The organism is Klebsiella sp. RHBSTW-00484 (assembly GCF_013705725.1).
Taxonomy (GTDB): domain Bacteria; phylum Pseudomonadota; class Gammaproteobacteria; order Enterobacterales; family Enterobacteriaceae; genus Klebsiella.
This window is the reverse complement of record NZ_CP055481.1, coordinates 2,532,512-2,558,410: the sequence shown is the minus strand read 5'-3', so window position 1 is coordinate 2,558,410 and position 25,899 is coordinate 2,532,512. Positions and strand designations below refer to the sequence as shown.

General features: G+C 57.5%; 22 protein-coding genes. 7 read left to right on the top strand and 15 right to left on the bottom strand.

Annotated elements, in window-relative coordinates:
* Positions 1-139: 139 nt before the first annotated feature.
* Together narX and narL are read left to right on the top strand one after the other, a co-directional pair.
* Positions 140-1,918, top strand: coding sequence for a nitrate/nitrite two-component system sensor histidine kinase NarX (gene narX, locus HV213_RS12160; protein ID WP_181485871.1), 1,779 nt, complete (start codon positions 140-142; stop codon positions 1,916-1,918).
* Positions 1,919-1,928: 10 nt separating this feature from the next.
* On the top strand, positions 1,929-2,579 hold the full coding sequence (gene narL / locus HV213_RS12155) for a two-component system response regulator NarL (protein ID WP_110274181.1): 651 nt from the start codon (positions 1,929-1,931) through the stop codon (positions 2,577-2,579).
* Here the strand turns inward: narL and HV213_RS12150 are convergent.
* The 7 genes from HV213_RS12150 to nasR all read right to left on the bottom strand — a co-directional run bounded on the left by HV213_RS12150 (position 2,576) and on the right by nasR (position 15,115).
* Positions 2,576-3,955 (bottom strand): YchO/YchP family invasin, encoded by a 1,380-nt coding sequence (locus HV213_RS12150; protein ID WP_181485870.1) that lies wholly within the window; start codon positions 3,953-3,955, stop codon positions 2,576-2,578. The genes narL and HV213_RS12150 overlap by 4 nt on opposite strands.
* A 101-nt stretch (positions 3,956-4,056) precedes the next feature.
* Positions 4,057-6,657 (bottom strand): nitrate reductase, encoded by a 2,601-nt coding sequence (locus HV213_RS12145; RefSeq protein ID WP_181485869.1) that lies wholly within the window; start codon positions 6,655-6,657, stop codon positions 4,057-4,059.
* A complete protein-coding gene (gene nirB / locus HV213_RS12140; RefSeq protein WP_181485868.1) occupies positions 6,657-10,727 on the bottom strand; it encodes a nitrite reductase large subunit NirB in 4,071 nt (1,356 codons plus the stop codon). Before nirB ends, HV213_RS12145 begins: the two co-directional genes overlap by 1 nt.
* A 9-nt stretch (positions 10,728-10,736) precedes the next feature.
* Positions 10,737-11,525 (bottom strand): ABC transporter ATP-binding protein, encoded by a 789-nt coding sequence (locus HV213_RS12135; protein WP_181485867.1) that lies wholly within the window; start codon positions 11,523-11,525, stop codon positions 10,737-10,739.
* Positions 11,526-11,535: 10 nt separating this feature from the next.
* A complete protein-coding gene (ntrB, locus tag HV213_RS12130; RefSeq protein WP_181485866.1) occupies positions 11,536-12,420 on the bottom strand; it encodes a nitrate ABC transporter permease in 885 nt (294 codons plus the stop codon).
* A 1-nt stretch (position 12,421) separates the two neighbouring features.
* Positions 12,422-13,678, bottom strand: coding sequence for a CmpA/NrtA family ABC transporter substrate-binding protein (locus tag HV213_RS12125; RefSeq protein WP_181485865.1), 1,257 nt, complete (start codon positions 13,676-13,678; stop codon positions 12,422-12,424).
* Positions 13,679-13,924: 246 nt separating this feature from the next.
* Complete coding sequence (nasR, locus tag HV213_RS12120; protein ID WP_181485864.1) at positions 13,925-15,115, bottom strand: nitrate regulatory protein NasR; 1,191 nt, start codon at positions 15,113-15,115, stop codon at positions 13,925-13,927.
* Positions 15,116-15,183: 68 nt separating this feature from the next.
* Between nasR and HV213_RS12115 the strand changes: the two genes are divergently transcribed.
* Positions 15,184-15,537, top strand: coding sequence for a DsrE/DsrF/TusD sulfur relay family protein (locus HV213_RS12115; protein WP_110274188.1), 354 nt, complete (start codon positions 15,184-15,186; stop codon positions 15,535-15,537).
* Between the two features lie 239 nt (positions 15,538-15,776).
* Entirely contained in the window at positions 15,777-16,019 is a 243-nt protein-coding gene (locus HV213_RS12110) for a DUF1883 domain-containing protein (protein WP_110274189.1), read from the top strand.
* A 36-nt stretch (positions 16,020-16,055) separates the two neighbouring features.
* On the opposite strand, the gene HV213_RS12105 is transcribed toward HV213_RS12110, so the two are convergent.
* The gene (locus HV213_RS12105; protein ID WP_181485863.1) at positions 16,056-16,736 is read right to left on the bottom strand and encodes a gamma-glutamylcyclotransferase; all 681 of its coding nucleotides are present in this window, start codon (positions 16,734-16,736) and stop codon (positions 16,056-16,058) included.
* Between the two features lie 150 nt (positions 16,737-16,886).
* Positions 16,887-17,117 carry a putative cation transport regulator ChaB gene (gene chaB, locus HV213_RS12100; protein WP_112213375.1) on the bottom strand — a complete coding sequence of 77 codons (231 nt, stop codon included), beginning with the start codon at positions 17,115-17,117 and terminating at the stop codon, positions 16,887-16,889.
* A 389-nt stretch (positions 17,118-17,506) separates the two neighbouring features.
* Here chaB and chaA point away from each other — a divergent pair, with 389 nt between their 5' ends.
* The gene (gene chaA, locus HV213_RS12095; RefSeq protein ID WP_181485862.1) at positions 17,507-18,607 is read left to right on the top strand and encodes a sodium-potassium/proton antiporter ChaA; all 1,101 of its coding nucleotides are present in this window, start codon (positions 17,507-17,509) and stop codon (positions 18,605-18,607) included.
* 87 nt (positions 18,608-18,694) lie between these two features.
* On the opposite strand, the gene kdsA is transcribed toward chaA, so the two are convergent.
* The 6 genes from kdsA to hemA are packed head-to-tail and all read right to left on the bottom strand — an operon-like array spanning position 18,695 to position 24,016.
* Positions 18,695-19,549 carry a 3-deoxy-8-phosphooctulonate synthase gene (kdsA, locus tag HV213_RS12090; RefSeq protein ID WP_110274193.1) on the bottom strand — a complete coding sequence of 285 codons (855 nt, stop codon included), beginning with the start codon at positions 19,547-19,549 and terminating at the stop codon, positions 18,695-18,697.
* Between the two features lie 39 nt (positions 19,550-19,588).
* Positions 19,589-20,401 carry an invasion regulator SirB1 gene (gene sirB1, locus HV213_RS12085; protein WP_112213372.1) on the bottom strand — a complete coding sequence of 271 codons (813 nt, stop codon included), beginning with the start codon at positions 20,399-20,401 and terminating at the stop codon, positions 19,589-19,591.
* Positions 20,402-20,404: 3 nt separating this feature from the next.
* Entirely contained in the window at positions 20,405-20,797 is a 393-nt protein-coding gene (gene sirB2, locus HV213_RS12080; RefSeq protein WP_181485861.1) for an invasion regulator SirB2, read from the bottom strand.
* Positions 20,784-21,635 carry a peptide chain release factor N(5)-glutamine methyltransferase gene (gene prmC, locus HV213_RS12075; RefSeq protein ID WP_181486398.1) on the bottom strand — a complete coding sequence of 284 codons (852 nt, stop codon included), beginning with the start codon at positions 21,633-21,635 and terminating at the stop codon, positions 20,784-20,786. Before prmC ends, sirB2 begins: the two co-directional genes overlap by 14 nt.
* Positions 21,635-22,717, bottom strand: a complete 1,083-nt coding sequence (gene prfA, locus HV213_RS12070; RefSeq protein WP_110274197.1) for a peptide chain release factor 1 — start codon at positions 22,715-22,717, stop codon at positions 21,635-21,637. Before prfA ends, prmC begins: the two co-directional genes overlap by 1 nt.
* A 42-nt stretch (positions 22,718-22,759) precedes the next feature.
* Positions 22,760-24,016, bottom strand: a complete 1,257-nt coding sequence (gene hemA / locus HV213_RS12065; RefSeq protein ID WP_112213368.1) for a glutamyl-tRNA reductase — start codon at positions 24,014-24,016, stop codon at positions 22,760-22,762.
* A 273-nt stretch (positions 24,017-24,289) separates the two neighbouring features.
* Here hemA and lolB point away from each other — a divergent pair, with 273 nt between their 5' ends.
* Both lolB and ispE read left to right on the top strand, forming a co-directional pair.
* Positions 24,290-24,901 (top strand): lipoprotein insertase outer membrane protein LolB, encoded by a 612-nt coding sequence (gene lolB / locus HV213_RS12060; RefSeq protein ID WP_181485860.1) that lies wholly within the window; start codon positions 24,290-24,292, stop codon positions 24,899-24,901.
* Positions 24,901-25,749 carry a 4-(cytidine 5'-diphospho)-2-C-methyl-D-erythritol kinase gene (gene ispE, locus HV213_RS12055; protein WP_181486397.1) on the top strand — a complete coding sequence of 283 codons (849 nt, stop codon included), beginning with the start codon at positions 24,901-24,903 and terminating at the stop codon, positions 25,747-25,749. The genes lolB and ispE overlap by 1 nt, the downstream gene beginning before the upstream one ends.
* Positions 25,750-25,899 lie beyond the last annotated feature (150 nt).

Genomic DNA, 25,899 nt, shown 5'->3' with positions numbered 1-25,899 from the left:
CTTTACCCCTACCCCTGCCACCAGATCATCAATGACTGACAATTAAGGGGTAATCCTTTGGGGGTATGGGTATACTCCAGGGGATGTCCGAGAATAAGCGCCACTCCCGGATGATTTGCCGGTCAGGAGCACATACCTCATGTTGAAACGTCTTTTTACGCCGCTAACGCTGGTTAATCAACTCGTGTTAATCGTTCTATTGGCCACAGTGATAGGTGTCGCCGGAATGGCTATCTCCTCTCGCCTGGTGCACGGCGTTCAGGGCAGCGCGCACGCTATTAATAAAGCCGGTTCGCTGCGCATGCAGAGCTATCGACTGCTGGCAGCCATCCCGTTACGCGAAAGCGATCAAAAGCTGCTGGATGAAATGACCGCCACCGTCTTTAGTCCGGAACTCCAGTACGCCGCTCGCCATGACGATCAGCAAGAACAGCTCCAGGCTCTGCAACATTACTGGCAACTGGAGCTCGCACCCGGTATGCGTAAGGCACAAAATCAGGCCACGGTAGCCACAGATGTCGCCGGCTTTGTTGACCGCATCGACCAGCTTGTCACCGCTTTCGATCACACCACCGAGGAGCGGATAAAACATGTCGTCTGGATCCAGAGAATCATGGCGGTCATTATGGCGCTGCTGCTGGTGTTTACCATTATTTGGCTACGCGCACGCTTGTTACGCCCCTGGAAACAGCTGCTGGATATGGCACGCGCGGTGAGCCAACGCGACTTTACCCAGCGTACCCAGATTAACGGGCGCGATGAGATGGCGACGCTCGGTATGGCGCTAAACAACATGTCCGAAGAGCTCGCCGAGAGCTATTCGGTGCTCGAACGCCGGGTGCAGGAAAAAACCGCCGGGCTGGAGCAGAAAAATGAGATTCTCGCCTTCCTGTGGCAAGCCAATCGCCGCCTGCACTCCAACGCTCCGCTCTGCGAGCGCATCTCGCCGGTGCTCAACGGTTTGCAAGGGTTAACTCTGCTGCGTGATATTGAAGTTCGGGTTTATGATCTTGAAGATGAAGACAACCACCAGGAGTTCGCCTGCCACTCTGATATTCAGTGCGATGACAAAGGTTGCTACCTGTGTCCGCGCGATCTGCCGCCGCTGCCCGAGGCCGGAACCACATTGAAATGGCGACTGTCGGACGCCCATAATCAGTACGGAATTCTGCTGGCCACTCTGCCCGTTGGTCGCCATCTAAGCCACGATCAACAGCAACTGGTTGATACTCTTGTGGAACAGCTCACCGGCACCCTCGCACTCGACCATAATCAGGAGCGCCAGCAGCAGCTTATCGTGATGGAAGAGCGCGCCACTATCGCTCGTGAGCTCCACGACTCCATTGCCCAGTCGCTCTCGTGCATGAAAATGCAGGTCAGCTGCCTGCAGATGCAGGGCGAAGACCTGCCGGATGCCAGCCGTCAGCTGCTGGGGCAAATTCGTAATGAACTCAATACCTCATGGGCGCAACTGCGCGAACTGCTAACAACCTTCCGTCTACAGTTAACCGAAACCGGTCTGCGCCCGGCGCTGGAGGCCAGCTGCCAGGAATACAGCGCTCATTTCGGCTTTACGGTACGCCTGGACTACCAGTTGCCGCCGCGTTTTGTTCCCTCGCACCAGGCAATCCACCTGCTGCAAATCGCCCGCGAAGCGCTGAGCAACGCCCTGAAGCATGCCAATGCGACGGACGTCAGCGTTACCGTGACGCTGCGGGATAATCAGGTCCGACTGGTGGTAGCCGATAACGGCCGCGGCGTGCCGGACCACGCGGAGCGCAGTAACCATTACGGCTTAATTATCATGCGCGATCGCGCCCAGAGCTTGCGCGGAGACTGCCAGGTGCGGCGTCGGGAAACCGGCGGCACGGAAGTGGTCGTCACTTTTATCCCTGAAAAATCGTTTTCAATCCAATAAGGAGAACCCTATGAGTCAACAGGAACGGGCAACCATCCTTCTCATTGACGATCACCCGATGCTGCGCACCGGCGTCAAACAGCTCGTCAGCATGGCCCCGGATATCCAGGTCATCGGCGAGGCCAGCAATGGCGAACAAGGTATCGCCCTCGCGGAGTCGCTGGATCCAGATTTGATTCTGCTGGATCTCAATATGCCGGGCATGAACGGCCTTGAAACCCTCGACAAGCTGCGCGAAAAATCGCTCTCTGGCCGGGTGGTGGTGTTTAGCGTGTCGAATCATGAAGAAGATGTGGTTACCGCCCTGAAACGCGGTGCCGATGGCTACCTGCTGAAAGATATGGAACCGGAAGATCTGCTGAAAGCGCTGCAACAGGCGGCAGCGGGCGAAATGGTGCTCAGCGAAGCATTAACCCCGGTGCTGGCAGCAAGCCTGCGTGCCAACCGCGCCACGTCCGATCGCGACATCAGCCAGTTGACCCCTCGCGAACGCGACATTCTCAAGCTGATTGCCCAAGGCCTGCCGAACAAAATGATCGCCCGCCGTCTGGATATCACCGAAAGCACCGTAAAAGTACATGTTAAGCATATGCTGAAGAAAATGAAGCTGAAATCACGCGTGGAAGCGGCGGTTTGGGTTCATCAGGAGCGCGTATTCTAGGGCATATGCTGCCAGGAAACGCCCTCGGCCGGTAAGCTCACCAGCGGCTCGGTCAGCGCCAGTGCGATCTCATTGGATGAGACGCGCTGACCCGTTTTATCCTCCACAACCAGCGAAAGATGCCAGCGATTACTCGCCCCGGCGTCACTGTTCCAACGCGGCATAATGATGCTCCAACCGTCCGGGCCGTTTGCCTCTATCGGCGGCGTCAGGCTTAGCGCCTGGGTATCGCCCTGCCAGCTCAGCGACTTTATCCCGTGCAGGCTGCGAATTTGCAGTTTCAGCTGCACCGTTTCCCCCGGCTGAAGATCCCACGGCGGCGTCGCCAGATACACTGACAAGGTTTTGCGCTGACGATATTCAACCACCGGCAGATTATCGCGTTCCGGGCTATCGTAACGGCTGCCGCGCAGCGAACGGCTTACCGCCACTTCATCGGCCGCCAGTTGCTGTTTTAACGGCACGCCAAAGCGATAGTTGAGCTTCAATCCCACATCGTTTTGGCTGACGCCGCTCTCGCCTTGTTTATGTTTGGCCGTCACCGTCACCAGCGGAACGGGGGTGTAATTCAGCCCCACCGACACCGCCACCGGATTGTGATAACCGGTTCCCGAATGAAACAGGTCAACGTTATCGCCAAAATACTGCTCCACGCTGACGCTGGTATTAATATGCTGATAAAACGGCAGCCGCGCCTGGGCGGTCACATCGTAGCCGCTGGCCATACGCTGCTGCTGGGTCACGCTACTCCTTTGCTGCCAGCCGCTGAGCGGTTGATAGTAGTTCGCCGACAGACGCATCGATTCCCCCCAAGCCTCAGCTCCAACGCTGCCGCGCGCCAGGCGATCATCCAGGACTTTGTCATAGAACGAGTTATAGCCCAGCAGCCACGAGCCCATCCGCCAGCGCTGACCGAGGCCAATATTGCCCACCAGCCCGTTATCCCGCTGCGTGACCGAGTACTGGTTCCAGGTGAGATAGTCGCCGTTATCCTGTAACGGGACAAACCAGCTTCCTTTACTACCGGTAAATTGCCCCTCTTTATCGACCAGCAGATCGACATTGGCGTTGCCCCACGGCGAGAGCCAGTTTTCCAGCTGGTGGCTGACCTCATTCCCCAGCTTGCCGATGGCGAATACTCGCGCCTGTTCGCTGGTTGTCAGACCGTTATCGCTCATACTGGCTTCGCCAAATTTTTTCGCCATTTCGGCAAAATGCCTGGCGTCATCATCAACCTGAGGCGCCATACCGAGATCGGGTAACGTATCAGGAGGCCGGGAGAACGCCTGGTTATCCTGCAGCGCGCGGGCGGGGATCCCTGCCAATAGCAGGAGAAGCGGTAAATACGGGGTTACGCGGAACGACAAAGAGCTCAAATCGGTTACGTCTACTCAGGAAGGATGGCAGTAAAACGTAAGTTTATCGTTTTTTGCCATCCCTCGCAGCCTTCAGCATGATTCCAGGAATATACTGAATCTCAGGCTTGCGTTAGATTTTCCGCCAGCAGCGCCTTGAGTTCCGGGATACAGGAGCCGCAGTTGGTGCCACATTTCAGTTTCGCCCCCAGCGCTGCAGGCGTCCGGCAGCCGCTGGCAATGGCTTCGTTTATCGCCCGCTCGCCCACGCTAAAGCAGCTACAGATAATACGCCCGCGCGGCACCGTATCGCCGCCCTTCCTGCCGCTCAATAGCGCGTGGCGCTGAGCAGCATCCTGCGGCGGAGTACGAAACGCGGCGCTAATCCACTCGGCGTCAATCACCGGTTCACGGACATCGCTCCACCAGCCAAGCATCAGCTCTCCGTCCTGCCACGCCAGCAGGTTCCAGACCTTGCCGCCCTCGGCGACCTGCATTTGCCATCCCTGCTGCTGGCACCAGTCGGTCAGCCACCGGCGAGGGCTGATATCCCCGGCGAGAGAAAGATGGCTTATGCCCTGCGCGGCCCGCCGTCGCCAGTGCAACGAAGCGGGTATTGGAACCGGCTGGCGGGAAAAGAGTTCACCTTTCCAGGCTGGAAGCCAGGCGGCAATCGCTACCGCCACCTGTTTACTCTCCGGCTGCCCGGAGTGGGGGTCGGTGACCGCCATCAGCAGGTTATTCACCCTTCCCTGGCGAGCAAATTGATTATTCCAGTGCATTGGCACGAACAGCGAACCGGGGCGCTGCCCATCGCTGATAACCACTTTTGCTACCATCACCCCATTCGGTGAGCGAACCCGCGCTAGTTCACCTTCCAGCAGGTGATAGCGCTGCGCATCATCTGCTGCCACCTCCACCACCGGTTCGGCGATATGCTGCATCAACCTGGGCACCGCGCCGGTGCGGGTCATGGTGTGCCACTGATCGCGGATCCGCCCGCTGTTGAGGATTAGCGGATAAAACGCATCGGTCGCCGCCCGGGTCGGTTGCGGGGCGACGGGCACCATACGCAGCTTGCCATCCCGGTGCCAGCCCTTGTGCAAACTCCATGTTGCTGGGCTGCGACTCACTGGCCAACGCACAGGTTCCAGCGCATCCCAGGCGTCAAGGCTGAGGTTCGCCAGCCCGCCGATATCAAACGCTCGCTGGCCGTTATTTTCAAAACCCGACAGCGCGGCGTGCTCGTTGAATACATCATGAGAATGCTGCCAGGCAAAGGCGGAGCCAAAGCCCAGCTCTTGCGCCACGCGAGCAACGATCCACCAGTCGGCTTTCGCCTCCCCCGGTGTCGGCAGAAACGCGCGCTGGCGGGAGATTCGCCGCTCGGAGTTGGTCACGGTGCCGTTCTTCTCTCCCCACGCCAGCGCCGGAAAACGAATATGGGCGAAGCGTCCGGTATCGGTATCGGCAACCACATCCGAGACAATCACCAGCGGGCAGGCCGCCAGAGCTTCGCTCACCGCATGACTGTCCGGCAGCGACACTACCGGATTGGTGCCCATAATCCACACCGCTTTAACTTCACCTCGACCAATGGCGGCAAACAGATCCACCGCCGTCAGCCCTGGCGTTTGCGCCAGCCGTTCAGTGCCCCAGAATCGCGCCAGGCGCTGTAAATCGTCGGCTTCAAAGTTCATATGCGCCGCCAGCATGGTCGCCAGCCCACCGACCTCGCGCCCGCCCATCGCATTGGGTTGACCGGTCAGCGAAAACGGCCCGCAGCCCGGACGCCCATATTTTCCGCTCGCCAGATGAGCGTTAATAATGGCGTTGCATTTATCGCTGCCGCTGGCGGATTGGTTAATGCCCATCGTATACAGCGTGATGGCGCGCGGTGCGGCAATAAACTGACAATAGAAATCGGCGACCTGCTGCTGCGGCAAACCGCAGAACTGCGCCACTTTTTCGATGCTCCACTCCTGCGCGAGCGTCAGCGCCTGCTGCGCATCGCTGAAATCGTCAGCAATGTCGCCGCTGTCAGCAATCGCGTTAAGCAGGCCGACAAACAGCCCGCCGTCGCTGCCGGGGGCCAGCGCCAGATGCACATCGGCAATATCGCAGGTGGCGGTACGACGCGGGTCAATAACCACCACCCGCATCTGCGGATTATCGCGCTTCGCCTGCACCAGCCGCTGATAAAGTACCGGATGCGCCCAGGCGGCGTTCGAGCCGACTAACACCACCAGATCGCTGTTTTCCACATCTTCATAACTACACGGCACGACGTCCGCCCCCAGCGCACGTTTATAGCCAGTGACCGCCGAAGACATACACAGCCGTGAGTTAGTATCGATATTCGCGCAGCCGATAAAGCCCTTCATTAGCTTGTTGGCGGCGTAGTAATCCTCGGTCAGCAGCTGTCCGGAAGCATAGAACGCCACCGCCTGAGGCCCGTACTGGTCGATGATTTCCCGCAGGCGTGAACCCGCCGCCGCCAGCGCCTGCGGCCAGATCGCGCGTTCGCCATCGACTTCAGGGAACAACATTCTTCCCTCCAGACCGACGGTTTCCCCCAGCGCCGCGCCCTTAACGCACAGACGGCCAAAGTTCGCCGGGTGCCGTTCATCGCCGCGCACGGTCACCTGACCGTTCGTCTCCACGCTGGCGATAACGCCGCAGCCGACCCCGCAATAGGGGCACGTGGTTCGGGTTTCGGTCATCAGGAAGCCTCCGCGCGAACAAGCAACTGCTGGTTGCCAACCCACACCTTGCCGTTCTCAATTTTCACCGGCCAGGCGCGCACCGTCTGTTCGCTGCCGTCACACTGGCGACCGTCGCGCAGGCGGATACGCTGCTTGTACAACGGCGAAATCACAATCGGTTCGCCGCCCGCATCGCCAAGCAGCCCGCGCGACAGCACGTTGGCCTCGCTGCCCGGTTCCTGGTTATCGAGGGCATAGACCTGATCGCCAAAGCGGAATAGCGCAATCTGCCGTTCGCCGAGCCGCGCGCCAATGCCCGCCTGCGGCGGAATGGCATCAAGATCGCAAATGACCTGCCACGGACGGGACGGCAGCGTCGGTTCAGCCAGCGCAACGATCGGGGCCAGCTGCGGCTGACCCCGCAGGGTGTGTCGCTGTACCGCTTCGTCCGGCTCATCGCTATTAACGAACGAGCGGAACAGCGCCAGCCGCTGCGGATCGTTAAGAGTGGTTTGCCATTCGCACTGGTAGCTGTCCACCACTCGAGCCATCTCCTGCTCCAGCTCTTCGCCAATCCCGAGACTGTCTTCAAGGACAACTTCTCGCAGATAGTCGACCCCACCCTCAAGGTTATCCATCCAGGTACTGGTGCGCTGCAGGCGGTCGGCGGTACGGATATAGAACATCAGCAGACGGTCAACGGTGCGAATAAGCGTGTCTTCATCAAGGTCGCTGGCGAACAGGTCGGCATGACGCGGCTTCATGCCGCCGTTGCCGCAAACGTATAGATTCCAGCCCTTTTCGGTAGCGATAACGCCAATATCCTTCCCCTGGGCTTCCGCACATTCGCGGGTGCAGCCGGAGACCGCCATTTTAATTTTGTGCGGCGCGCGCAGCCCTTTGTAGCGGTGTTCGAGGGTGACCGCCAGGCCGGTGGAATCCTGCACGCCGTAACGGCACCAGGTCGACCCGACGCAGGATTTCACCGTGCGCAGGGATTTGCCGTAGGCGTGACCGGTTTCAAAGCCCGCCTCCGCCAGCTCGCGCCAGATCGCCGGAAGCTGCTCCAGGCGCGCGCCGAACAGGTCGATACGCTGGCCGCCGGTCACTTTGCTATACAGCTGATAGCGTTTGGCAATCTGTCCGATCGCAATCAGCCCATCCGGCGTCACTTCCCCCGCCGCCATGCGCGGCACCACCGAATAGGTACCGTCTTTCTGAATATTGGCGAAGTAGCGATCGTTAGTGTCCTGAAGCGGCAGATGCGCTGGTTTCAACAGATATTCGTTCCAGCAGGAGGCCAGCACTGAAGCCACCAGCGGTTTACAGATTTCGCAACCGTGACCCTGACCGTAGCGGCTAATCAGCTGCTCGAAGGTGCGAATATGGTTGACGCGCACCAGGTGGAAGATCTCCTGACGCGACCACGGAAAGTGCTCGCAGATATCTTTTTTGACTTCAACACCCTGCTCGGCAAGCTGGTACTCCATCACCTGTTTCACCAGCGCGCTACAGCCGCCGCAGCCGGTTGCCGCTTTGGTGCAGCTCTTGATCGCCGCCATGTCGCCCGCACCGCCGCTCACCGCCTGGCAGATATCGCCCTTACTGACGTTGTGACAGGAGCAAATCTGTGCGCTGTCCGGCAATGCCGCTACGCCGAGCGCTTTCGGCGCGCTGCCCTCCAGCGCCGGAAGAATCAAACTTTCCGGGCGCGCGGGCAATGCCATGCCGTTGAGCATCATCTGAAGCAGCGTGGAATAATCGCCAGCATCGCCGACCAGTACACCGCCGAGCAGGGTTTTACCATCCTGGCTGACCACGATTTTTTTGTAGATTTGCTCCGGCCCGTGGGTCCACTGGTAGCTCTGGCAGCCCGGCGTGCGTCCCTGAGCGTCGCCGAAAGAGGCCACATCGACACCCAGCAGCTTCAGCTTGGTGCTCATATCGGCCCCAGTGAAGCTGGCCTCTTCGCCCGCCAGGGTCGCCGCGGCGGCGCGTGCCATCTGATAGCCGGGGGCCACCAGACCATAAATTTTGTTCTCCCACAGCGCGCACTCGCCAATTGCCAGCACATCCGGATCGGAGGTGCGGCACTGGTTGTCGATGCAAATCCCGCCACGTTCGCCAATTTTCAGCTCGCTGCTGCGGGCCAGCGCATCCTGCGGGCGGATACCGGCGGAGAACACTACCATATCGGTCGCCAGCGAGCCGCCATCGGCGAAGTTCAGCATCAGTCCCTGCTCATGCTCGACAATTTCCGTCGTCGCCTTGTTGGTGTGTACCCCAACGCCCAGTTCGCTGATTTTCTCGCGCAGCATCGCCGCGCCGCCGTTATCCAGCTGTACCGCCATCAGGTTTGGCGCAAATTCCACAACGTGCGTTTCCAGTCCCAGTTGCTTGAGCGCATTAGCCGCTTCCAGCCCGAGCAGGCCGCCGCCGATCACCACCCCACGGCTGGCGTTAGCGGCGCGAGCGGCAATCTGGTCCAGATCGTCAAGCGTACGGTAAACAAAGCAGCCTTCGAGATCATTGCCAGAGACCGGCGGAACAAACGGATAAGAGCCCGTTGCCAGCACCAGCTTATCCCAATGAGTTTCGTGGCCCTGGGCATCGCGCACCACCCGCGATTCACGGTCAATGCTGGCGACCGATTCCCGCAAACGCAGTTCAATGCCGTACTGAGCGAAGAAGTCCCCTTCCACCAACGACAGCGATTCGGCACTGCGTCCGGCGAAATATTCCGACAGATGTACCCGATCGTAGGCGGCATAGCGCTCTTCGCAGAACACCACAATCCGGTATTGCTGATGAAGGTTACGGCTGACGCATTGCTCAAGAAAATGGTGGCCGACCATACCGTGTCCGACCAGCACTAAAGTAGGTTTTGTCATTGTAGTTTGTCCCGCAGCGCGCGGCTGCATCGTTGAAGAAGGATCAAAGAGCCAGTCTGCCGGTGCGGGCGCATGCGCCCCCAGCAGGGCGGTGAGCGGCGCGGCGCTGGCGCAATCGCCCAGCAACACGACGCCGCGCAGCTTGCCGTCGCGCAGCAGCAGGCGACGGTAGTGGCGGTCCAGCGGATCCCAGCTGGTACAAATTTCATCCTGTTCATCAGCCCGTAGTTCACCGGCGCTGAATAACTCGATACCGGTAACTTTCAGGCGCGTGCCGCTATCCTGCCAGTGAAAATCTTCTCCGGGATGACCGCACAGACGATCGGCCAGCACCTCGGCCTGGCGCAGGCACGGCGCCACCAGTCCCCAGGTCTGACCGTCAATTTCGCAGCATTCACCAATGGCGCTGACGCCCGGCTGCGCGGTGGCCAGTTGGCGGTCAACAATAATTCCGCGGCCATACGCCAGCCCGCTGCGCTCGGCCAGCAGTTTGTTGGGCTGCACGCCGGTCGCCAGAACCACCCGCGAGGCGGCAAAGGCGCGGCCATCTTCCAGCAGCACTTCGTATTCATTAATGGCGGCGATGCGGCTCTCCATCACGCAGTGGATCCCACGCTCGGCGAGCTGTATTTGCAGCTGTTCACCGGCAAAAGCATCGGTCTGTTGCTCCATCAACCAGCGCCCGCGATGCAACAAAGTGACACTGTCACCATGACGTTGTAGCGCGGCGGCCGCTTCGACGCCGAGTACCCCGCCGCCAATCACCACCGCCGGACCGTTGATTGCCAGAATGTCCTCAACGTCCGCCAGAGTGCGAAAAGCAAAAACGTGCGGCAGCTCAATGCCCGGCAACGGCGGCATAAACGGCAGCGATCCTGTGGCGAATACCAGCTCATCCCAGGCAAGTTCGCCGTTGGTGGTTTGCAGAGTGCGGGCCTGAATATCCACCGCAGTTACCGACTCACCAGCACGCACCGTAACGTCATGCTGCTGGTACCACGTCTCTGACAGCAGTTGCGTTTCGGGGGCAGTTTTCTCCCCACCCAGCACCGGCGACAGCTGAATACGGTTGTAGGCCTGGCACGGTTCATCACCAATAATGGTGATGCTAAAGCGCTGCGCATCGCGCTCCACCAGCGCCTGCGCCAGGCGGGTCGCCGCCATGCCGTTGCCGATAATCACCAGTTGCCGCTTCATCGCCGCCCCCTATGCCGCTTTCGGCTGTTTTTCATAGAGGAAATGCAGGATCTGCTGGCGCAGATGGTGATAGCGGCTGTCGTCCGCCAACTGCACGCGGTTACGCGGATGCGGTAGGTTCACATCAAGGATCTCCCCAACCGTCGCCGCCGGGCCGTTGGTCATCATCAGTACCCGGTCGGAAAGCAGCACCGCTTCATCAACATCATGGGTAATCACCACGATGGTGGTGTTCAGCGACTGCTGAATCTGCATTACCGCATCCTGTAAATGCGCCCGGGTCAGGGCATCGAGCGCGCCAAAGGGCTCATCCAGCAGCAGCACTTTCGGTTTCATTGCCAGCGCCCGGGCGATGCCGACGCGCTGCTTCATGCCGCCGGAAATTTCCCCCGGACGCTTATGCAGGGCGTGCCCCATCTGCACGCGCTCAAGGTTGTGCTCAATCCACTCTTTGCGTTCGGCTTTGCTCATGCTGCGACGAAAGACCTGATCCACCGCCAGCGCGACGTTATCGAAGCAGGTTAACCACGGCAGCAGGGAGTGGTTCTGGAACACCACCGCGCGTTCCGGCCCCGGCCCGGCGATTTCACGGTTATCACACAGCAGCCCGCCTTCCGTCGGCAGGGTTATGCCAGCGATCAGGTTGAGCAGGGTTGACTTGCCGCAGCCGGAGTGGCCAATCAGGCTAATGGTCTCTCCTTCGTAGATGTCGAAGGAGACATTCTGTAATGCGAGGAATTCGCCGCTGGCGGTGTTAAAGCGCTGGCTGACGGCCTGGACCTGAATTAATGGTTTCATTTGCGGCTCCTTATTTTTCCTGCCAGCTAAAACGACGGGCAAGCAGCATCAGCCCTTGTTCCAGCAGTAACCCGACCACGCCGATGATGACGATGGCGATGATGATGTTTTCTACGTTGAGGTTGTTCCACTCGTTCCAGATCCAGAAACCGATCCCTAAGCCACCGGTGAGCATTTCAGCAGCGACGATCACCAGCCAGGCGATACCGATGGAGAGACGAACCCCAGTCAGCACCGCGGGTAATACCGCCGGAAAGAGGATCTTGCGCATCACCGTCCATTCGGAAAGCTGCAGCACGCGGGCCACGTTGAGATAGTCCTCTGGAATGCGGCGCACGCCCTCGGCGGTGTTGATCACCATCGGCCAGATAGAGCAGATAAAAATGGTCCAGCTGGAGGCAGGTTCTGCTTTCTGAAACAACAGCAGACCGATAGGCAGCCAGGCCAGCGGGCTGACCGGACGCAGCAGCGCAATCAGCGGGTTAAACATGCGGGCGAAGAATACCGAGCGGCCAATCAGGAAGCCCAGCGGAATACCCGCCAGCGCGGCGAGGCCAAACCCCACCGCCACGCGCTGCAATGACGCCAGCACGTTCCAGCCAATGCCCATGTCGTTCGGTCCGTCCTGGTAAAACGGATCGGCAAAAATGGTCAACGCCGAATCCAGGGTGCTGAGCGGGGTCGGAAAACCTTTGCTGTTCATCGCCGCCAGCTGCCAGCCCAACAGTAATAACCCCAGACCGAGCAGCGGCGGCAGCAGACGTTGAGTGGTATCTCGCAGCCAGCGGCTGACGGGAGGCGTATTTTTGCGCACCTGCACCGGCGGCAAAGTAATCACTTCGCCGGGCGCTTTTTCAGCGCTGGCCTGCGGTTGCGTTTTATATGCGTGCTTCATCTCATGCCCCCTTACGTTGAATCGCGAAACTACGGGCGTAACCTTCCGGGTCGACCCCATTCCAGACTTTGCCGTCCAGCAACGTGCTGCTGCGCATCAGTTGCGTTGGCGTGCTGATACCGCCCACCGCCTGCGCGGCCTCTTTCCAGACGTCAATACGGTTTATGCGCTGGGCCACCGCCTGATAATCCGGCGCCGACTTCAGCAATCCCCAACGGCGAAACTGGGTCAAAAACCACATACCGTCCGAGAGCCACGGGAAGCTCACTTCACCCTGCGCGTAGAAGTGCATTGGGTGCGCATCCTGCCAGCGGCGACCGATACCGTTGTCGTATTCGCCGAGCATGCGTCCGGTGAGGTACTGCTCTTTGGTGTTCAGCCATGCGCGCTTAGCGAGGATCCGTGCCGTTTCACGGGTGTTATCCGCCGAGGCTTCAATCCAGCGCTGAGCCTCCATCACCGCCGCCACCAGCGCGCGCGCGGTGTTGGGATTGCGCTCAACCCATTCGCTGCGTGTACCGAGAATTTTTTCCGGATGTTCCGGCCAGATATCCTGCGAGGTAGCAGCGGTAAAGCCGATGCGATCATTAATGGCGCGCGCGTTCCACGGCTCGCCGACGCAGAAACCGCTCATATTGCCGATGCGCATATTCATCACCATTTGCGGCGGCGGCACTACCACGGTGCGCACATCCTCAAAGGGATTAATTCCACCGCTTGCCAGCCAGTAGTAGAGCCACATCGCGTGGGTGCCGGTGGGGAAGGTATGCGCGAAGGTGTAGCTGCCCGGCGCGCTCTGGCCGATCAGTTTTTTTAGCCCGCTAAGGTCGGTTACGCCCTTCTCCTGCAGTTCGCTGGAGAGGGTAATGGCCTGGCCGTTGCGGTTAAGAGTCATCAGGTTAGCCATCGCCTGCGGTTTACTGGCGATACCCAGCTCGAGGCCGTAGAGCATGCCGTACAGAATGTGCGCCGCATCCAGCTCTCCGGCGACCAGCTTGTCGCGCACCGCCGCCCAACTGGCCTCTTTGCTCGGCACGAGGGTAATGCCGTGCTTTTTATCAAACCCCTTCAGGGAGGCAATGGCTAAGGGCGCGCAGTCGGTCAGCGGAATAAAACCCACCCGCACGGTGGTCTGTTCCGGCTTATCCGAACCTGCCGCCCACGCCGCCTGCATCATGCCGGGCAGCAGCATTGCGCCGCCCAGCGCGGCCCCCGCCTGTAATAAACGCCGCCGTGAAATCGAAAACTTATCGCCCATAACCGCTCCAGAAACGCGCAAAAAAAAGCGCCCGGCAGTGCTCACGCACTGCAGGACGCCTTTATCCATGGACACACGCACCGCCATTGGCACATTGCCCAAAACTTTTATTCACTCGTTTTATTTAATGCAAAGCCGATGCCAGATTTGCACAGGGCCATTTTCCGCCCTTTTCACCACGCCAGTCGTTCGGCTCGCACCAATATTGCACCGTCGGCTGGCAGTAAATGCCCACTGATTGTGCATCTACTCCTTTGGGGTTATTTGCCATAACGACTTCACCGTCAGCAGCGCTCGGGCTATCTCCACCATGCGCTGATTCTTGTCCATCGCCATTTTGCGCAGCGCCTGCCAGGCCTGCTCCTCCTGCATTCCCTGGTGTGCCATCAGCACGCTTTTGGCTTTTTCAATCAGCTTGCGCTCTTCCAGCGCATCCTTTAACGACGCCAGTTGCCCGGAGAGCTGTTGCAGCTCGTGGGCCTGCTGGCGAACCAGCGGCAGCAGCTGTTTATCCAGCCGATGGGAGACGCTGTCGCTGACATCCACATCCTGCCAGTCAGTTGGCGGGGCCTGTTCTTCTTCCAGCAGAGCGTCGGTCGCATTAAGCAGGTCAACAATCAGCAGCTCTTCCACTCCGCGCAACTGCTCCAGGCGCTGAGTCTGGGCGCAAAACCAGCGCAATGCCGTTTCGCCATCATCCGCAGGAGGTTGGCGAGTGCAGGCAATACGCCGCAGCTGTTCGATTTCCAGACTGGCCTGACACTGTTCAGCAAACAGGGTCGTTTGCGGGGGGGGAGCCAGGGCCAGGAAGCTGTCAAAGCAGGGCTGCTGACCGTCAATACGGTCCACCAGCTGCTGGCGCAGTTCACCGCTAAACTGCCCGCGAGCAAAGCCCAGCGCGCCCAGCGCACGCTCCTGCCCGGCCAGCTCTTTCCCCTGCATAAAGCTGTAGAGCGCCACCATGCGCCCGGCGATTTGCGGATCGTCGATGCTGTCATTGAGCTGCGGGACAATATTCAACAGATGGCGGATGATAAGGCTAAATTGCCCCGTCGCCTCCTCGGCGGCAATTATCTGACCGCGCACGCGCTCGCGTAGGACCGTGAGCTGCGTCAAGTACCAGACCGCGCTGGCGATACGCCAGCACAGCGCGCTGCTGGCTGAGCTGCGGGCTGGATCAAGCGCCGCATAAAATAGCGTTAATTGCTCATCCACCAGCGCCGCCCCCGCACGGCACTCCGCGGCGTAAAGTCGGCCTCCCGAGCACAACCAGATGTTTGACGCACCTCGCTCACACTGAAGCATATGCACCAGAGCACTTATTTGACTTGCCAGTTCCCCCTGCTGCGCCAACTGATGCAACTGCTGTCTCTGCAATCGACGCGCACGTGCAAACCAGTCGCCCGCCTCGGGCGCATTGCCAGCCATATTATTCATACCCCTCTCCCGGGTTAACGCTTTATACTTCAGCCAAGCAATAACCGTGCCTTATAGAAGGAGTCCTTATGCAACGTGTTGTGATTATCGCTAACGGTGCCGCCTACGGCAGCGAATCCCTGTTCAACAGCCTGCGTCTGGCTATCGCCCTGCGTGAGCAGCAATCCGACCTCGAACTCAAGCTATTTTTAATGTCTGATGCGGTCACCGCCGGTCTGCGCGGCCAGAAACCAGCGGAAGGCTACAACATTCAGCAGATGCTGGAGATCCTCACCGCGCAAAACGTGCCGGTGAAGCTGTGTAAGACCTGCGCCGATGGCCGGGGAATCAGCACGTTACCGCTGATTGACGGCGTGGAGATTGGTACGCTTGTTGAACTGGCGCAGTGGACGCTGGCGGCGGATAAAGTCCTGACCTTCTGAAGAATCTCTTTTAAACGGGATTAAATATCAGGCTGGCGGCGTTTATTGATGGAAAAACAATGCCAGCTGAATGCTTTCAGGAACAACGTCATTTTTGTTTAATCTTTACTCCTTTTGTTGATCAAAATCAGCATCTGCATCCCTCCCCTTTGGTGTTATGCATAGACCAAAGTGTGAACCATATCACGCGTGGAAATGGGCAGGCAGGACGCTGTAGACAGAAACGGGGTTGAGATTAAATGGCAATGGTAAAAGCAAGTTTAACGTTGTTTGGTGGTGATACGTTGGTGGTGCGTTGTTCCGAACGCTGCCACATTCACCTGATGAGCGCCAAAGTTCCTGGCGATAGTCATGCGGATATTCTGAGTGTGCAGGACAGAGATAGCGCGTATCTGACCGTACCTTACAATGGTACCTGGAACGTTCTCATCGACAGCCACAGCCAGTCGCTGGAGCACTCAATCAGCTACGTTCCCGCCTGATAGCAAACGCCCGGTTTTTCCCCGGGCGCTTCATTCTTAAGCCAGCCCCGGCTGGCTATTATCCCCAAGCAGATTACGCACCTTGCTGACCAGGTCATCAAGGCAGTCATCGTGCATGCCGAGCTTGCACAGCTCTTGCTCAAGGGAGAACAGATACTGGGCATTGGTGCCAAGCGGCCCGCTGGCGCGTGCTATCAGCGGCGCAATCACCTGGGCGCTGGTATCTGCCTCAAACAGCGGATGGCGCGGGTCCATAATAAACACCAGCGCGTTCACGGTGCGCCCATCATCCAACTCCAGTTTGCACCAGGTCGGCAGATAGCAGCCGGTGATCATTTCCCGCTTCCACAGAAGCGTCAGCTCTTCTTCCAGGGTTTCATCAGGCAGGCGGTAGGCTACGCCAGTCGTGCGTCCGCCCTCTTTCAGGGCCAACATACGACCCGGCTGATTTGCGCTACCGCGTCCGGCGGTGAGCCGCAGGCAAAACGCGCGGTGCCAGCCCGGCAGCGTGCCGGTACAGGATTCACTGTATTCAAGCGCCGGGTTCCACATCAGGGAACCATAGCCAAAAATCCATACCGAGCCATCGTCCGGACGACAGGCCAGGGTCGCAGCCAAAGAGGCTGCCCGTTGCTCCGCCGACCAGAGAAGCGATTCCTCAATAGCGCCAAACGCTGTTTTACAATCCGCATTCAGTAAGAAATCACGAGTTAACACTTTCTACTACCTCCGCCACTGCCCGCATCCCGGCGATTATCTGATGCCATCCATGAAATATTGCCGAATTATTATCCAGCTTTATTTGACAATAAGCAATGAACGCCCGGTGGGCAAGGGCTCAGGCAGCAGATGACGCAGTAAAAGTGATTATTTCTTCTTATGCCACTTATCATCGTCGCCTTTTTCATAATCATTTTTTACCGCCGCCCAGGCGACTTTATGCGCCGTTTCTTCACGGCTGGCGTCATCTCGTCGGTCTTCTTTGTGTTTGTACTGATCCCAAGCACTGTTAAACGCTTCTTTATAGATCTCCTGGGCATGTGCGGGCAGGACATGCTGAACGCTCTCGGGTAATTCACTTTTGCTGCGATAAGGCATGATGACCTCCAGATTGCGTATGAATATTAAGTCTGGAAGGTAATTCGCCGGGTTTCAAGGCGAGGATAAATGAGAAAGGAATTTTAGTAATTATCTGAATAATAGATACAAAACTATAGTAACCGCATCTTATGGCAATCTAACACCTTTATCAGCCAGGAGTGGTAAATTTAAGTAAAAAAACAAATTAAATCCATCAATGTCTGTTATTTTATTAACTTACGGTATCTATACCCTAAATAATTCGAGTTGCTTAAAGGCGGCAAGGGCGTAAGTCCCCAGGAGCATAGATAACTATGTGACTGGGGTGAGCGCGCGTAGCCAACACATAAGCAACTTGAAGTATGACGGGTATATAATTATAACACCTGCACACCTGGAGATGGTTCATGACCGAAGCACATGAGGCGGTAAAAACCCGCCACAAGGAGACCACCCTCGCCTTTCCGGTTCTGGCGCTGGCGGTGCTGTTTTTTCTGGGAAGCAGCCAGTCACTGCCAGTGGTCATTGCAATAAACATTCTGGCGCTGGTCGGGATTCTGAGCAGCGCATTTAGCGTAGTACGCCACGCCGACGTTCTGGCGCATCGCCTCGGCGAACCCTATGGCTCGTTAATTTTGAGCCTCTCAGTGGTTATTCTCGAAGTTAGCCTGATTTCCGCATTAATGGCCACCGGCGACGCCGCGCCAACCCTGATGCGCGACACGCTTTATTCGATCATTATGATCGTCACCGGCGGTCTGGTGGGCTTTTCACTACTTCTTGGTGGGAGTAAATTTGCCACCCAATATATGAATCTGTTCGGCATCAAACAGTACTTAATCGCCCTGTTCCCACTGGCGATTATCGTGCTGGTTTTCCCGATGGCGCTACCGGGGGCCAACTTCACCACTGGACAGGCGCTGCTGGTCGCGCTGATATCTGCTGGGATGTATGGTGTATTTCTGCTGATTCAGACCAAAACCCACCAGAGCCTGTTTATCTACGAGCACGAAGATGACAGCGACGACGACGACCCGCATCATGGCAAGCCGTCTGCGCATAGCAGCAAGTGGCATACCGCCTGGCTGCTGGTACATCTGGTTGCGGTTATCGCCGTCACCAAGATGAACGCCAATCCACTGGAGACTCTGCTGACCAGCATGAACGCGCCTGTGGCCTTTACTGGCTTCCTGGTCGCCCTGCTGATCCTCTCCCCGGAAGGCCTTGGTGCGCTAAAAGCGGTACTGAACAACCAGGTTCAGCGGGCGATGAACCTGTTCTTCGGTTCGGTGCTGGCAACGATTTCCCTGACGGTTCCGGTGGTGACGTTAATCGCTATTCTCACCGGTAACGATCTACTCTTTGGCCTTGGCGCGCCGGAGATGGTGGTGATGGTCGCCTCGTTGGTGCTATGCCATATTTCCTTCTCTACCGGGCGCACCAATGTACTCAACGGCGCGGCACACCTGGCGCTATTTGCCGCCTACCTGATGACTATTTTTGCCTGACTCTCCCCCCGGCTGCGTAAGCTTGCTGGGGACATAAAAAAGCCTGCCGGTTTTGCAACGGGCAGGCTTTTGTCATATCAGGGGCAATTACTTGCTGGTATCCAGCTCATCAAAGCCTTTGACCAGATCGTCGATGGCTTTCATTTGCTTGAGGAACGGCTCCAGTTTATCCAGCGGCAGCGCGGACGGACCGTCGCATTTCGCGTGTTCAGGATCCGGGTGTGCTTCGATGAACAGACCGGCGATACCCACCGCCATACCTGCACGCGCCAGTTCAGCAACCTGTGCACGACGACCACCGGAGGCCGCGCCAAACGGGTCGCGACACTGTAGTGCGTGGGTCACATCAAAGATAACCGGTGAGTTGTTGGACGATTTTTTCATCACGCCAAAGCCCAGCATATCGACAACCAGGTTGTCGTAGCCGAAGTTAGCACCGCGATCGCACAGAATAATCTGGTCGTTACCGCCTTCGATAAACTTATCGACGATATTACCCATCTGACCCGGGCTCACGAACTGCGGTTTCTTAACGTTAATAACCGCACCGGTTTTCGCCATCGCTTCAACCAGGTCAGTCTGGCGCGCCAGGAACGCTGGCAGCTGGATAACGTCAACCACATCAGCAACCGGCTGCGCCTGGCTGGCTTCGTGAACATCGGTGATGATTTTCACACCAAAAGTCTGTTTCAGCTCCTGGAAAATCTTCATCCCTTCTTCCAGACCCGGCCCGCGATAGGAGTGGATGGAAGAACGGTTAGCTTTATCAAAAGAGGCTTTGAACACATATGGAATGCCCAGCTTCTGCGTGACGGTCACGTAGTGTTCGCAGATACGCATCGCAAGATCGCGGGACTCCAGCACGTTCATCCCACCAAACAGCACGAATGGCAGGTCGTTTGCTACGTTGATATCACCAATGCTAACCACTTTTTGTTTCATAAGTTCGCCTTATCAGGGTGTAACCGGATTGGTTTCAGACTAATGCAATGTAATTTGTTTATGCGAAATGGTGTTGATCTGCGCACGGATCATTTCGCTGATCGGGTCTTCCGGGCACTGCTCCACGAAGTAGTTGAGATCCTGCAATGCCACGTGATCGCACTCAAGCTGGGCGTAGATCAGCCCACGATCGCGAATTTCATACGGGTCTTCTGGATTGAACTGCAACAGCGCCTCGCTGGTGCCTAACGCCAGTTCCATCTGCCGCTCTTCCATCAGGGCTGATTTCAGAGTATCAAGCAGTTTGTGGATCACTTCCGCGTTATCAGCCTCATCGAGATCCTCATTAAACAGCTCGGCAAGCGGACTAATATTGCCCTTCAGCCAGACTTCCAGAGTGTGCTCGTTCAGGGTTTCGCCATTGAACGGGTTGATAAGCCACATCTCTTCACTCTCTTCGGGATCGGCGCGAAGCAGCATCTGCGTTGGGAAAATCACCGGTACAACCGGCAGCGACAGACGCTGAGCAATCCACAACAGGACAGCACCTAACGACACCGCGCTGCCCTGTCGGTTGTTCAGAACCTTGTCAATCCACAGGGCGTCGGACAGACGGTAGACGCCGTGGGATGCGCTGAATCCCCAGTCCTTGTAAAAAAGCTCCAGCAAACGCTCGATCTGGCGTTCCTGATCCCAGGAAGAAGCAATCTCCTCCTGCGCCAGACCTAGCAACCGCTCCAGTTCATCCTGCACATAGTGCGTCGGAAAATCGTCGCGGATTAATTCGGAAATGAGGACCATGCCATCACATAATGGCGCTTTATTAAATTCGAAATCAGCTAACGACCTCATGACTTACCCCAGTAACGGTATTCTTGTGATGGCGAGTTGAATGATGATGAACAACACCACCAGGGCCAACAGAAAGGCGATAAACCGACTCTGCTGGCTGCGCGGGCGACGACGGCCCAACGCGATAAAACCTAATGCGATATAAATGATAACGCCAAACAGCTTTTCAGTCAGCCATGTACCGTCCTCGGTAAACGGCAGATAGTGCGTTATTGCCATTAATCCTGCGCCGCTGAGAAACAGCACGGTATCGCTACAGTGCGGCGCAATGCGTACCCAGCGCTGATTGAGCAGACGATTACCGCTCCAGCCCCACCAGTAGCGCAACACGAACAGGCTGACCGAGACCACCACGCTGGCGATATGCAGGTACAGCACGGCGCTAAACAGGTTCATGCGTCCCTCCCGGTATCAGCCCCAACGTTAGACGTTCGTTATCTCCGTAATCGCGGCAGGTGGAGACATCGAGGTACCCGGCCTCGCGAAATAACTCGCGCACCGCTTCACCCTGCATCCAGCCATGCTCCAGCAGCATAACGCCGCCGGGGACGAGGAAACGACGGCCTTCACGGATAATATGCGCCAAATCGGCAAGCCCACTGTCGGCAGCAACCAGCGCCGTTTTTGGCTCAAAGCGCACATCGCCCTGCTCAAGATGCGGGTCGGTTTCGTCGATATAGGGGGGATTGCTGACTATCATGTCGAATTGCTGCCCGGCGAGCGCGCTGAACCAGTTGCTTTGCCGCACGGTGACGTTATCGATAGCGAGATGAGCGACGTTGCGCTCGGCCAGCGCAACCGCATCAGGCATAAAGTCGACGGCTGTCAGCAGGCAGTCCGGGCGTTCGCTGGCTAGCGCCAGAGCGATAGCGCCAGTGCCGGTGCCGAGATCGAGGATTCGGCACGATGCCCCAGGCAATCGCTCCAGGGCCTGCTCAACAAGACATTCGGTGTCCGGGCGCGGAATAAGCGTCGCCGGGGAGACAAACAGCGGCAGCGACCAGAACTCACGCTGACCGACCAGGTGAGCCACCGGCTCACCTTGCGTGCGACGGCTTAGCAGCGTTTCCAGCTCAGATAACTGTTGCTCCGTCAGAGTCGTTTCGTCAAACGCGAGAATATAAGTCCGCGCTTTGCCGGTCACGTGGCCGAGCAAAATTTCGGCATCCCGGCGCGGACTTTCGCTTTGGCTCAGGCGGGTTATGGCCCGGGTCAACCACTGCTGAAATGTCATCATTCCTGCTCGGAAAGCGCTGCCAGCTGATCGGCTTGATATTCCTGCACGATCGGCTCAATGAGCATATCAAGTTTTCCTTCCATCACCTCATCCAGACGGTAAAGCGTCAGGTTGATGCGGTGGTCGGTGACGCGCCCCTGCGGATAGTTATAGGTGCGATTACGATCGCTGCGATCGCCACTGCCCAACAGGTTACGGCGTTCGGAGGCTTCCGCCTGATGGCGTTTAGCCACTTCCGCAGCGCGAATACGCGCGCCCAGCACCGACAAGGCTTTGGCTTTGTTTTTGTGCTGTGAACGTTCGTCCTGGCACTCGACGACAATACCGGTCGGCAAGTGGGTAATACGGATAGCCGAATCGGTGGTGTTAACGTGCTGACCGCCAGCACCCGAAGAACGGAAGGTATCAATACGCAGATCGCCCGCGTTAATTTCCGGCATTTCGGCTTCCGGCAGTTCCGGCATCACCGCCACTGTACAAGCAGAAGTATGGATACGCCCCTGAGACTCGGTTGCCGGTACGCGTTGAACGCGATGGCCGCCGGATTCGAACTTCAGGCGACCATAGACGCCATCGCCGCTGATCTTAGCAATCACTTCTTTAAAACCACCATGTTCGCCTTCGTTAGCGCTCATGATTTCCACACGCCAGCGGCGGGCTTCGGCATAACGGCTGTACATGCGGAACAGGTCGCCAGCAAACAACGCCGCTTCATCACCGCCGGTACCGGCGCGCACTTCGACAAAAGCGTTACGTTCGTCATCCGGATCTTTTGGCAGCAGCAGAACCTGCAGCTGCTGTTCCATCTGCTCGCCTTTTTCTTTCGCTTCACGCAGCTCTTCCTGCGCCATTTCGCGCATTTCCGGGTCGTCGAGCATCATCTGTGCAGTTTCAATATCATCCTGCAGCTGACGCCAGTCGGTATAGCAACGAGCCACGTCGCTCAGCTGTGCGTACTCTCGCGATAATGCGCGAAATTTATCTTGATCGGCGATGGTCGCAGCATCGCCGAGTAGCGCCTGAACTTCCTCGTGGCGCTCGTAAAGAGCTTCCAGTTTGGCAACAATAGAAGGCTTCATAGGCGTGAAATCACCCTGTCCTAAAAAAGAGAGAAAGGTGCGCTATTCCAGCCCGAGGCTGTTGCGCAGAATATGCAGGCGTTCATCATCCCCGTCACGGGCAGCCTGCTGAAGAGATTTGGTTGGCGAGTGGATCAGGCGGTTAGTCAACTTACGCGCCAGGTCCTGCATGATTTCCTGCGCATCGCCGCCCTGGCTCAGCGCAGCAAGCGCCTTCGCCGTCAGCTCGTCGCGGACCAGCTCAGCCTGGGAACGATATTCGCGGATAGTCTCGCTGGCGCTCTGGGCACGCAGCCAGGCCATAAATTCGCTGGTTTCCTGCTCGACAATGGTTTCAGCCTGCACCGCCGCGGCTTTTCGCTGCGCCAGATTATGCTGAATGATGTTTTGTAGATCGTCCACGCTATAGAGATAGGCGTTCGCCAGCTTGCCAACTTCGGGTTCAACATCACGTGGTACCGCGATATCTACCAGCAGCATCGGCTGATTGCGGCGCGCCTTCAGCGCGCGCTCCACCATCCCTTTGCCGATAATGGGCAGCGGGCTGGCGGTAGAGCTAATAATAATGTCGGCTTCTTTCAAACGTTCGTCGATATCGCTCAGGGAGATGACCTCTGCGCCGACTTCATCGGCCAGCGCCTGAGCACGCTCGCGGGTGCGGTTAGCAATCACCATCTTGCGCACCTTGTGCTCACGCAAATGGCGGGCCACCAGTTCGATGGTTTCCCCGGCGCCGACCAGCAGCACCGTGACGCTTGACAGTGATTCAAAGATTTGACGCGCCAGAGTACAGGCAGCAAACGCCACGGAGACCGCGCTGGCACCAATATCGGTTTCGGTACGCACGCGTTTGGCCACCGAGAACGACTTCTGGAACATGCGCTCCAGTTCGCTGACGTTCAGATGCCCGCGGCTGGAATCGGCAAAGGCTTTTTTCACCTGTCCGAGGATCTGCGGTTCGCCAAGCACCAGCGAGTCCAGCCCGCTGGCAACGCGCATCAAATGGCTGACCGCATCGTTATCCTGGTGCCAATAGAGGCTTTTACGCAGTTCGTCTTCATTCAGGCCGTGATAGTCACACAGCCAGCGGATCAGGACTTCCTGGAGGTTATCCTGCTCTTCAACGCTGAGGTAAAGTTCCGTACGGTTGCAGGTCGACAGCACCACCCCGCCCTGCACCATTGGCTGAGCCAGCAAGCTCTCCAGCGCCTGGTCGAGCGTATCCGGCGAAAACGTTACGCGTTCTCGCAGCGCTACCGGGGCTGTTTTGTGATTAATGCCAAGAGCTAAAAGGGTCATTGTGAGGGAGTAGTACCAGCGTTGCTAAGGTTAGTCTGGGGGCATCATACAGGATGCGCGTAATCAATAAAAGAGAGCCTCCCCTTTTGGAGTAATAGCTAATCAGTAATAGCCATTAACGGTAATTTTTTGATTTCAGACAACTTGAACGTAGACGCTACCGCCCGGCAACGCTAGCATTAAAGGTTATTATTGTAACCCGCTACACAAATCGGCCGCGACTTTATCCCATTCGCCGTATTTCACTGTAGACATCAAGGATTTGTCATCATTATGAATCGACTGTTCCGCCTGTTGCCGCTGGCAAGCCTCGTTCTGACCGCCTGTACGATTAACGCTCCGCAAGGACCAGGTAAAAGCCCTGACGCTCCGCAGTGGCGTCAGCACCAGCAAGATGTCCGCAATCTCAATCAGTTCCAGACGCGCGGCGCTTTTGCTTACCTCTCAGATGAACAAAAAGTGTATGCCCGCTTCTTCTGGCAGCAGACTGGCCAGGACCGCTATCGTTTGCTGCTGACTAACCCGCTCGGCAGCACAGAACTGTCGTTGACCGCGCAACCGGGCAGCGTGCAGATGATTGACAATAAAGGACAGACCTACACCGCAACCGATGCAGAAGAGATGATTGGCCGCCTGACCGGGATGCCGATTCCGCTCAACAGCCTGCGCCAGTGGATTATCGGTCTGCCGGGTGAGGCGACCGATTACGCTCTTGATGACCAGTACCGTCTACGCGAGCTGAACTACACGCAAAATGGCAAGACCTGGCATGTCACCTGGAGCGGCTACACCACTGATACGAAACCCTCACTTCCGGCCAATATGGAACTCAACAACGGCAGTCAGCGCATCAAGCTGAAAATGGATAACTGGATTGTGAAATGATGACCCGCTGGCCCTCTCCTGCGAAGCTGAACCTGTTTTTGTACATTACCGGACAGCGCGCCGATGGTTATCACACGCTGCAGACGCTATTTCAGTTCCTTGATTATGGCGACACGCTGACCATTGAACCGCGCGATGATGGTCAACTGCGCCTGCTGACGCCGGTGGACGGCGTGCCGGATGATGAGAACCTGATTATCCGCGCGGCAAGGTTATTAATGCAGGCAGCCTTTGAGCGCGGGACCCTGCCCGCAGGCAGCGGCGCCGACATCAGCATCGATAAGATTCTCCCCATGGGCGGCGGTCTCGGCGGCGGCTCGTCCAATGCCGCCACCGTGCTGGTGGCGCTTAATCATCTATGGGGCTGCCATCTTTCAGAAGATGAACTGGCCGCTTTAGGTTTGCAGCTAGGTGCTGACGTGCCAGTGTTCGTTCGCGGGCACGCGGCTTTCGCCGAAGGCGTGGGTGAAATCCTGACGCCGGTAGAACCCGAGGAGAAATGGTATCTGGTCGCCCATCCTGGCGTCAGTATTCCAACACCGATCATTTTTCGCGATCCAGAACTTCCTCGTAATACCCCGAGCAGGTCAATTAATACGTTATTAAAATGTAAATTCGGCAATGATTGCGAGGTTATCGCAAGAAAACGTTTTCGCGAGGTTGATGCAGCGCTTTCCTGGCTGCTAGAATATGCGCCGTCGCGCCTGACTGGTACCGGTGCATGTGTGTTTGCTGAATTTGACACTGAATCCGCCGCTCGTCAGGTGCTTAAAAAAGCCCCGGCATGGCTGCATGGCTTTGTAGCGCGAGGTGTTAACATCTCTCCGCTCAAGCAATCGCTGCTCTAAGTCCTGCTGAATTTAGCAAAAAACGGCGAGTACGCCGGGGATACTGAGTTATGGTGACAACGTCACCCTGTTCCAGACGTTGCATCGAGCTCTTTAAATACACCGCCTGGATGAAATCGTGCCGACCCGCACAGTTCTTGGCCCGTTTCA

Excerpts from the sequence above, each read along its gene's own strand:
- narX (WP_181485871.1), top strand. The coding sequence starts at position 140 with ATGTTGAAACGTCTTTTTACGCCGCTAACGCTGGTTAATCAACTCGTG.
- prfA (WP_110274197.1), bottom strand. The coding sequence starts at position 22,717 with ATGAAGCCTTCTATTGTTGCCAAACTGGAAGCTCTTTACGAGCGCCAC.
- kdsA (WP_110274193.1), bottom strand. The coding sequence starts at position 19,549 with ATGAAACAAAAAGTGGTTAGCATTGGTGATATCAACGTAGCAAACGAC.
- prmC (WP_181486398.1), bottom strand. The coding sequence starts at position 21,635 with ATGACATTTCAGCAGTGGTTGACCCGGGCCATAACCCGCCTGAGCCAA.
- ispE (WP_181486397.1), top strand. The coding sequence starts at position 24,901 with ATGACCCGCTGGCCCTCTCCTGCGAAGCTGAACCTGTTTTTGTACATT.
- narL (WP_110274181.1), top strand. The coding sequence starts at position 1,929 with ATGAGTCAACAGGAACGGGCAACCATCCTTCTCATTGACGATCACCCG.
- lolB (WP_181485860.1), top strand. The coding sequence starts at position 24,290 with ATGAATCGACTGTTCCGCCTGTTGCCGCTGGCAAGCCTCGTTCTGACC.
- HV213_RS12125 (WP_181485865.1), bottom strand. The coding sequence starts at position 13,678 with ATGGGCGATAAGTTTTCGATTTCACGGCGGCGTTTATTACAGGCGGGG.
- HV213_RS12145 (WP_181485869.1), bottom strand. The coding sequence starts at position 6,657 with ATGACCGAAACCCGAACCACGTGCCCCTATTGCGGGGTCGGCTGCGGC.
- ntrB (WP_181485866.1), bottom strand. The coding sequence starts at position 12,420 with ATGAAGCACGCATATAAAACGCAACCGCAGGCCAGCGCTGAAAAAGCG.
- HV213_RS12115 (WP_110274188.1), top strand. The coding sequence starts at position 15,184 with ATGCAACGTGTTGTGATTATCGCTAACGGTGCCGCCTACGGCAGCGAA.
- nasR (WP_181485864.1), bottom strand. The coding sequence starts at position 15,115 with ATGAATAATATGGCTGGCAATGCGCCCGAGGCGGGCGACTGGTTTGCA.
- chaB (WP_112213375.1), bottom strand. The coding sequence starts at position 17,117 with ATGCCTTATCGCAGCAAAAGTGAATTACCCGAGAGCGTTCAGCATGTC.
- sirB2 (WP_181485861.1), bottom strand. The coding sequence starts at position 20,797 with ATGAACCTGTTTAGCGCCGTGCTGTACCTGCATATCGCCAGCGTGGTG.
- sirB1 (WP_112213372.1), bottom strand. The coding sequence starts at position 20,401 with ATGAGGTCGTTAGCTGATTTCGAATTTAATAAAGCGCCATTATGTGAT.
- HV213_RS12135 (WP_181485867.1), bottom strand. The coding sequence starts at position 11,525 with ATGAAACCATTAATTCAGGTCCAGGCCGTCAGCCAGCGCTTTAACACC.
- nirB (WP_181485868.1), bottom strand. The coding sequence starts at position 10,727 with ATGAAGCGGCAACTGGTGATTATCGGCAACGGCATGGCGGCGACCCGC.
- hemA (WP_112213368.1), bottom strand. The coding sequence starts at position 24,016 with ATGACCCTTTTAGCTCTTGGCATTAATCACAAAACAGCCCCGGTAGCG.
- chaA (WP_181485862.1), top strand. The coding sequence starts at position 17,507 with ATGACCGAAGCACATGAGGCGGTAAAAACCCGCCACAAGGAGACCACC.
- HV213_RS12110 (WP_110274189.1), top strand. The coding sequence starts at position 15,777 with ATGGCAATGGTAAAAGCAAGTTTAACGTTGTTTGGTGGTGATACGTTG.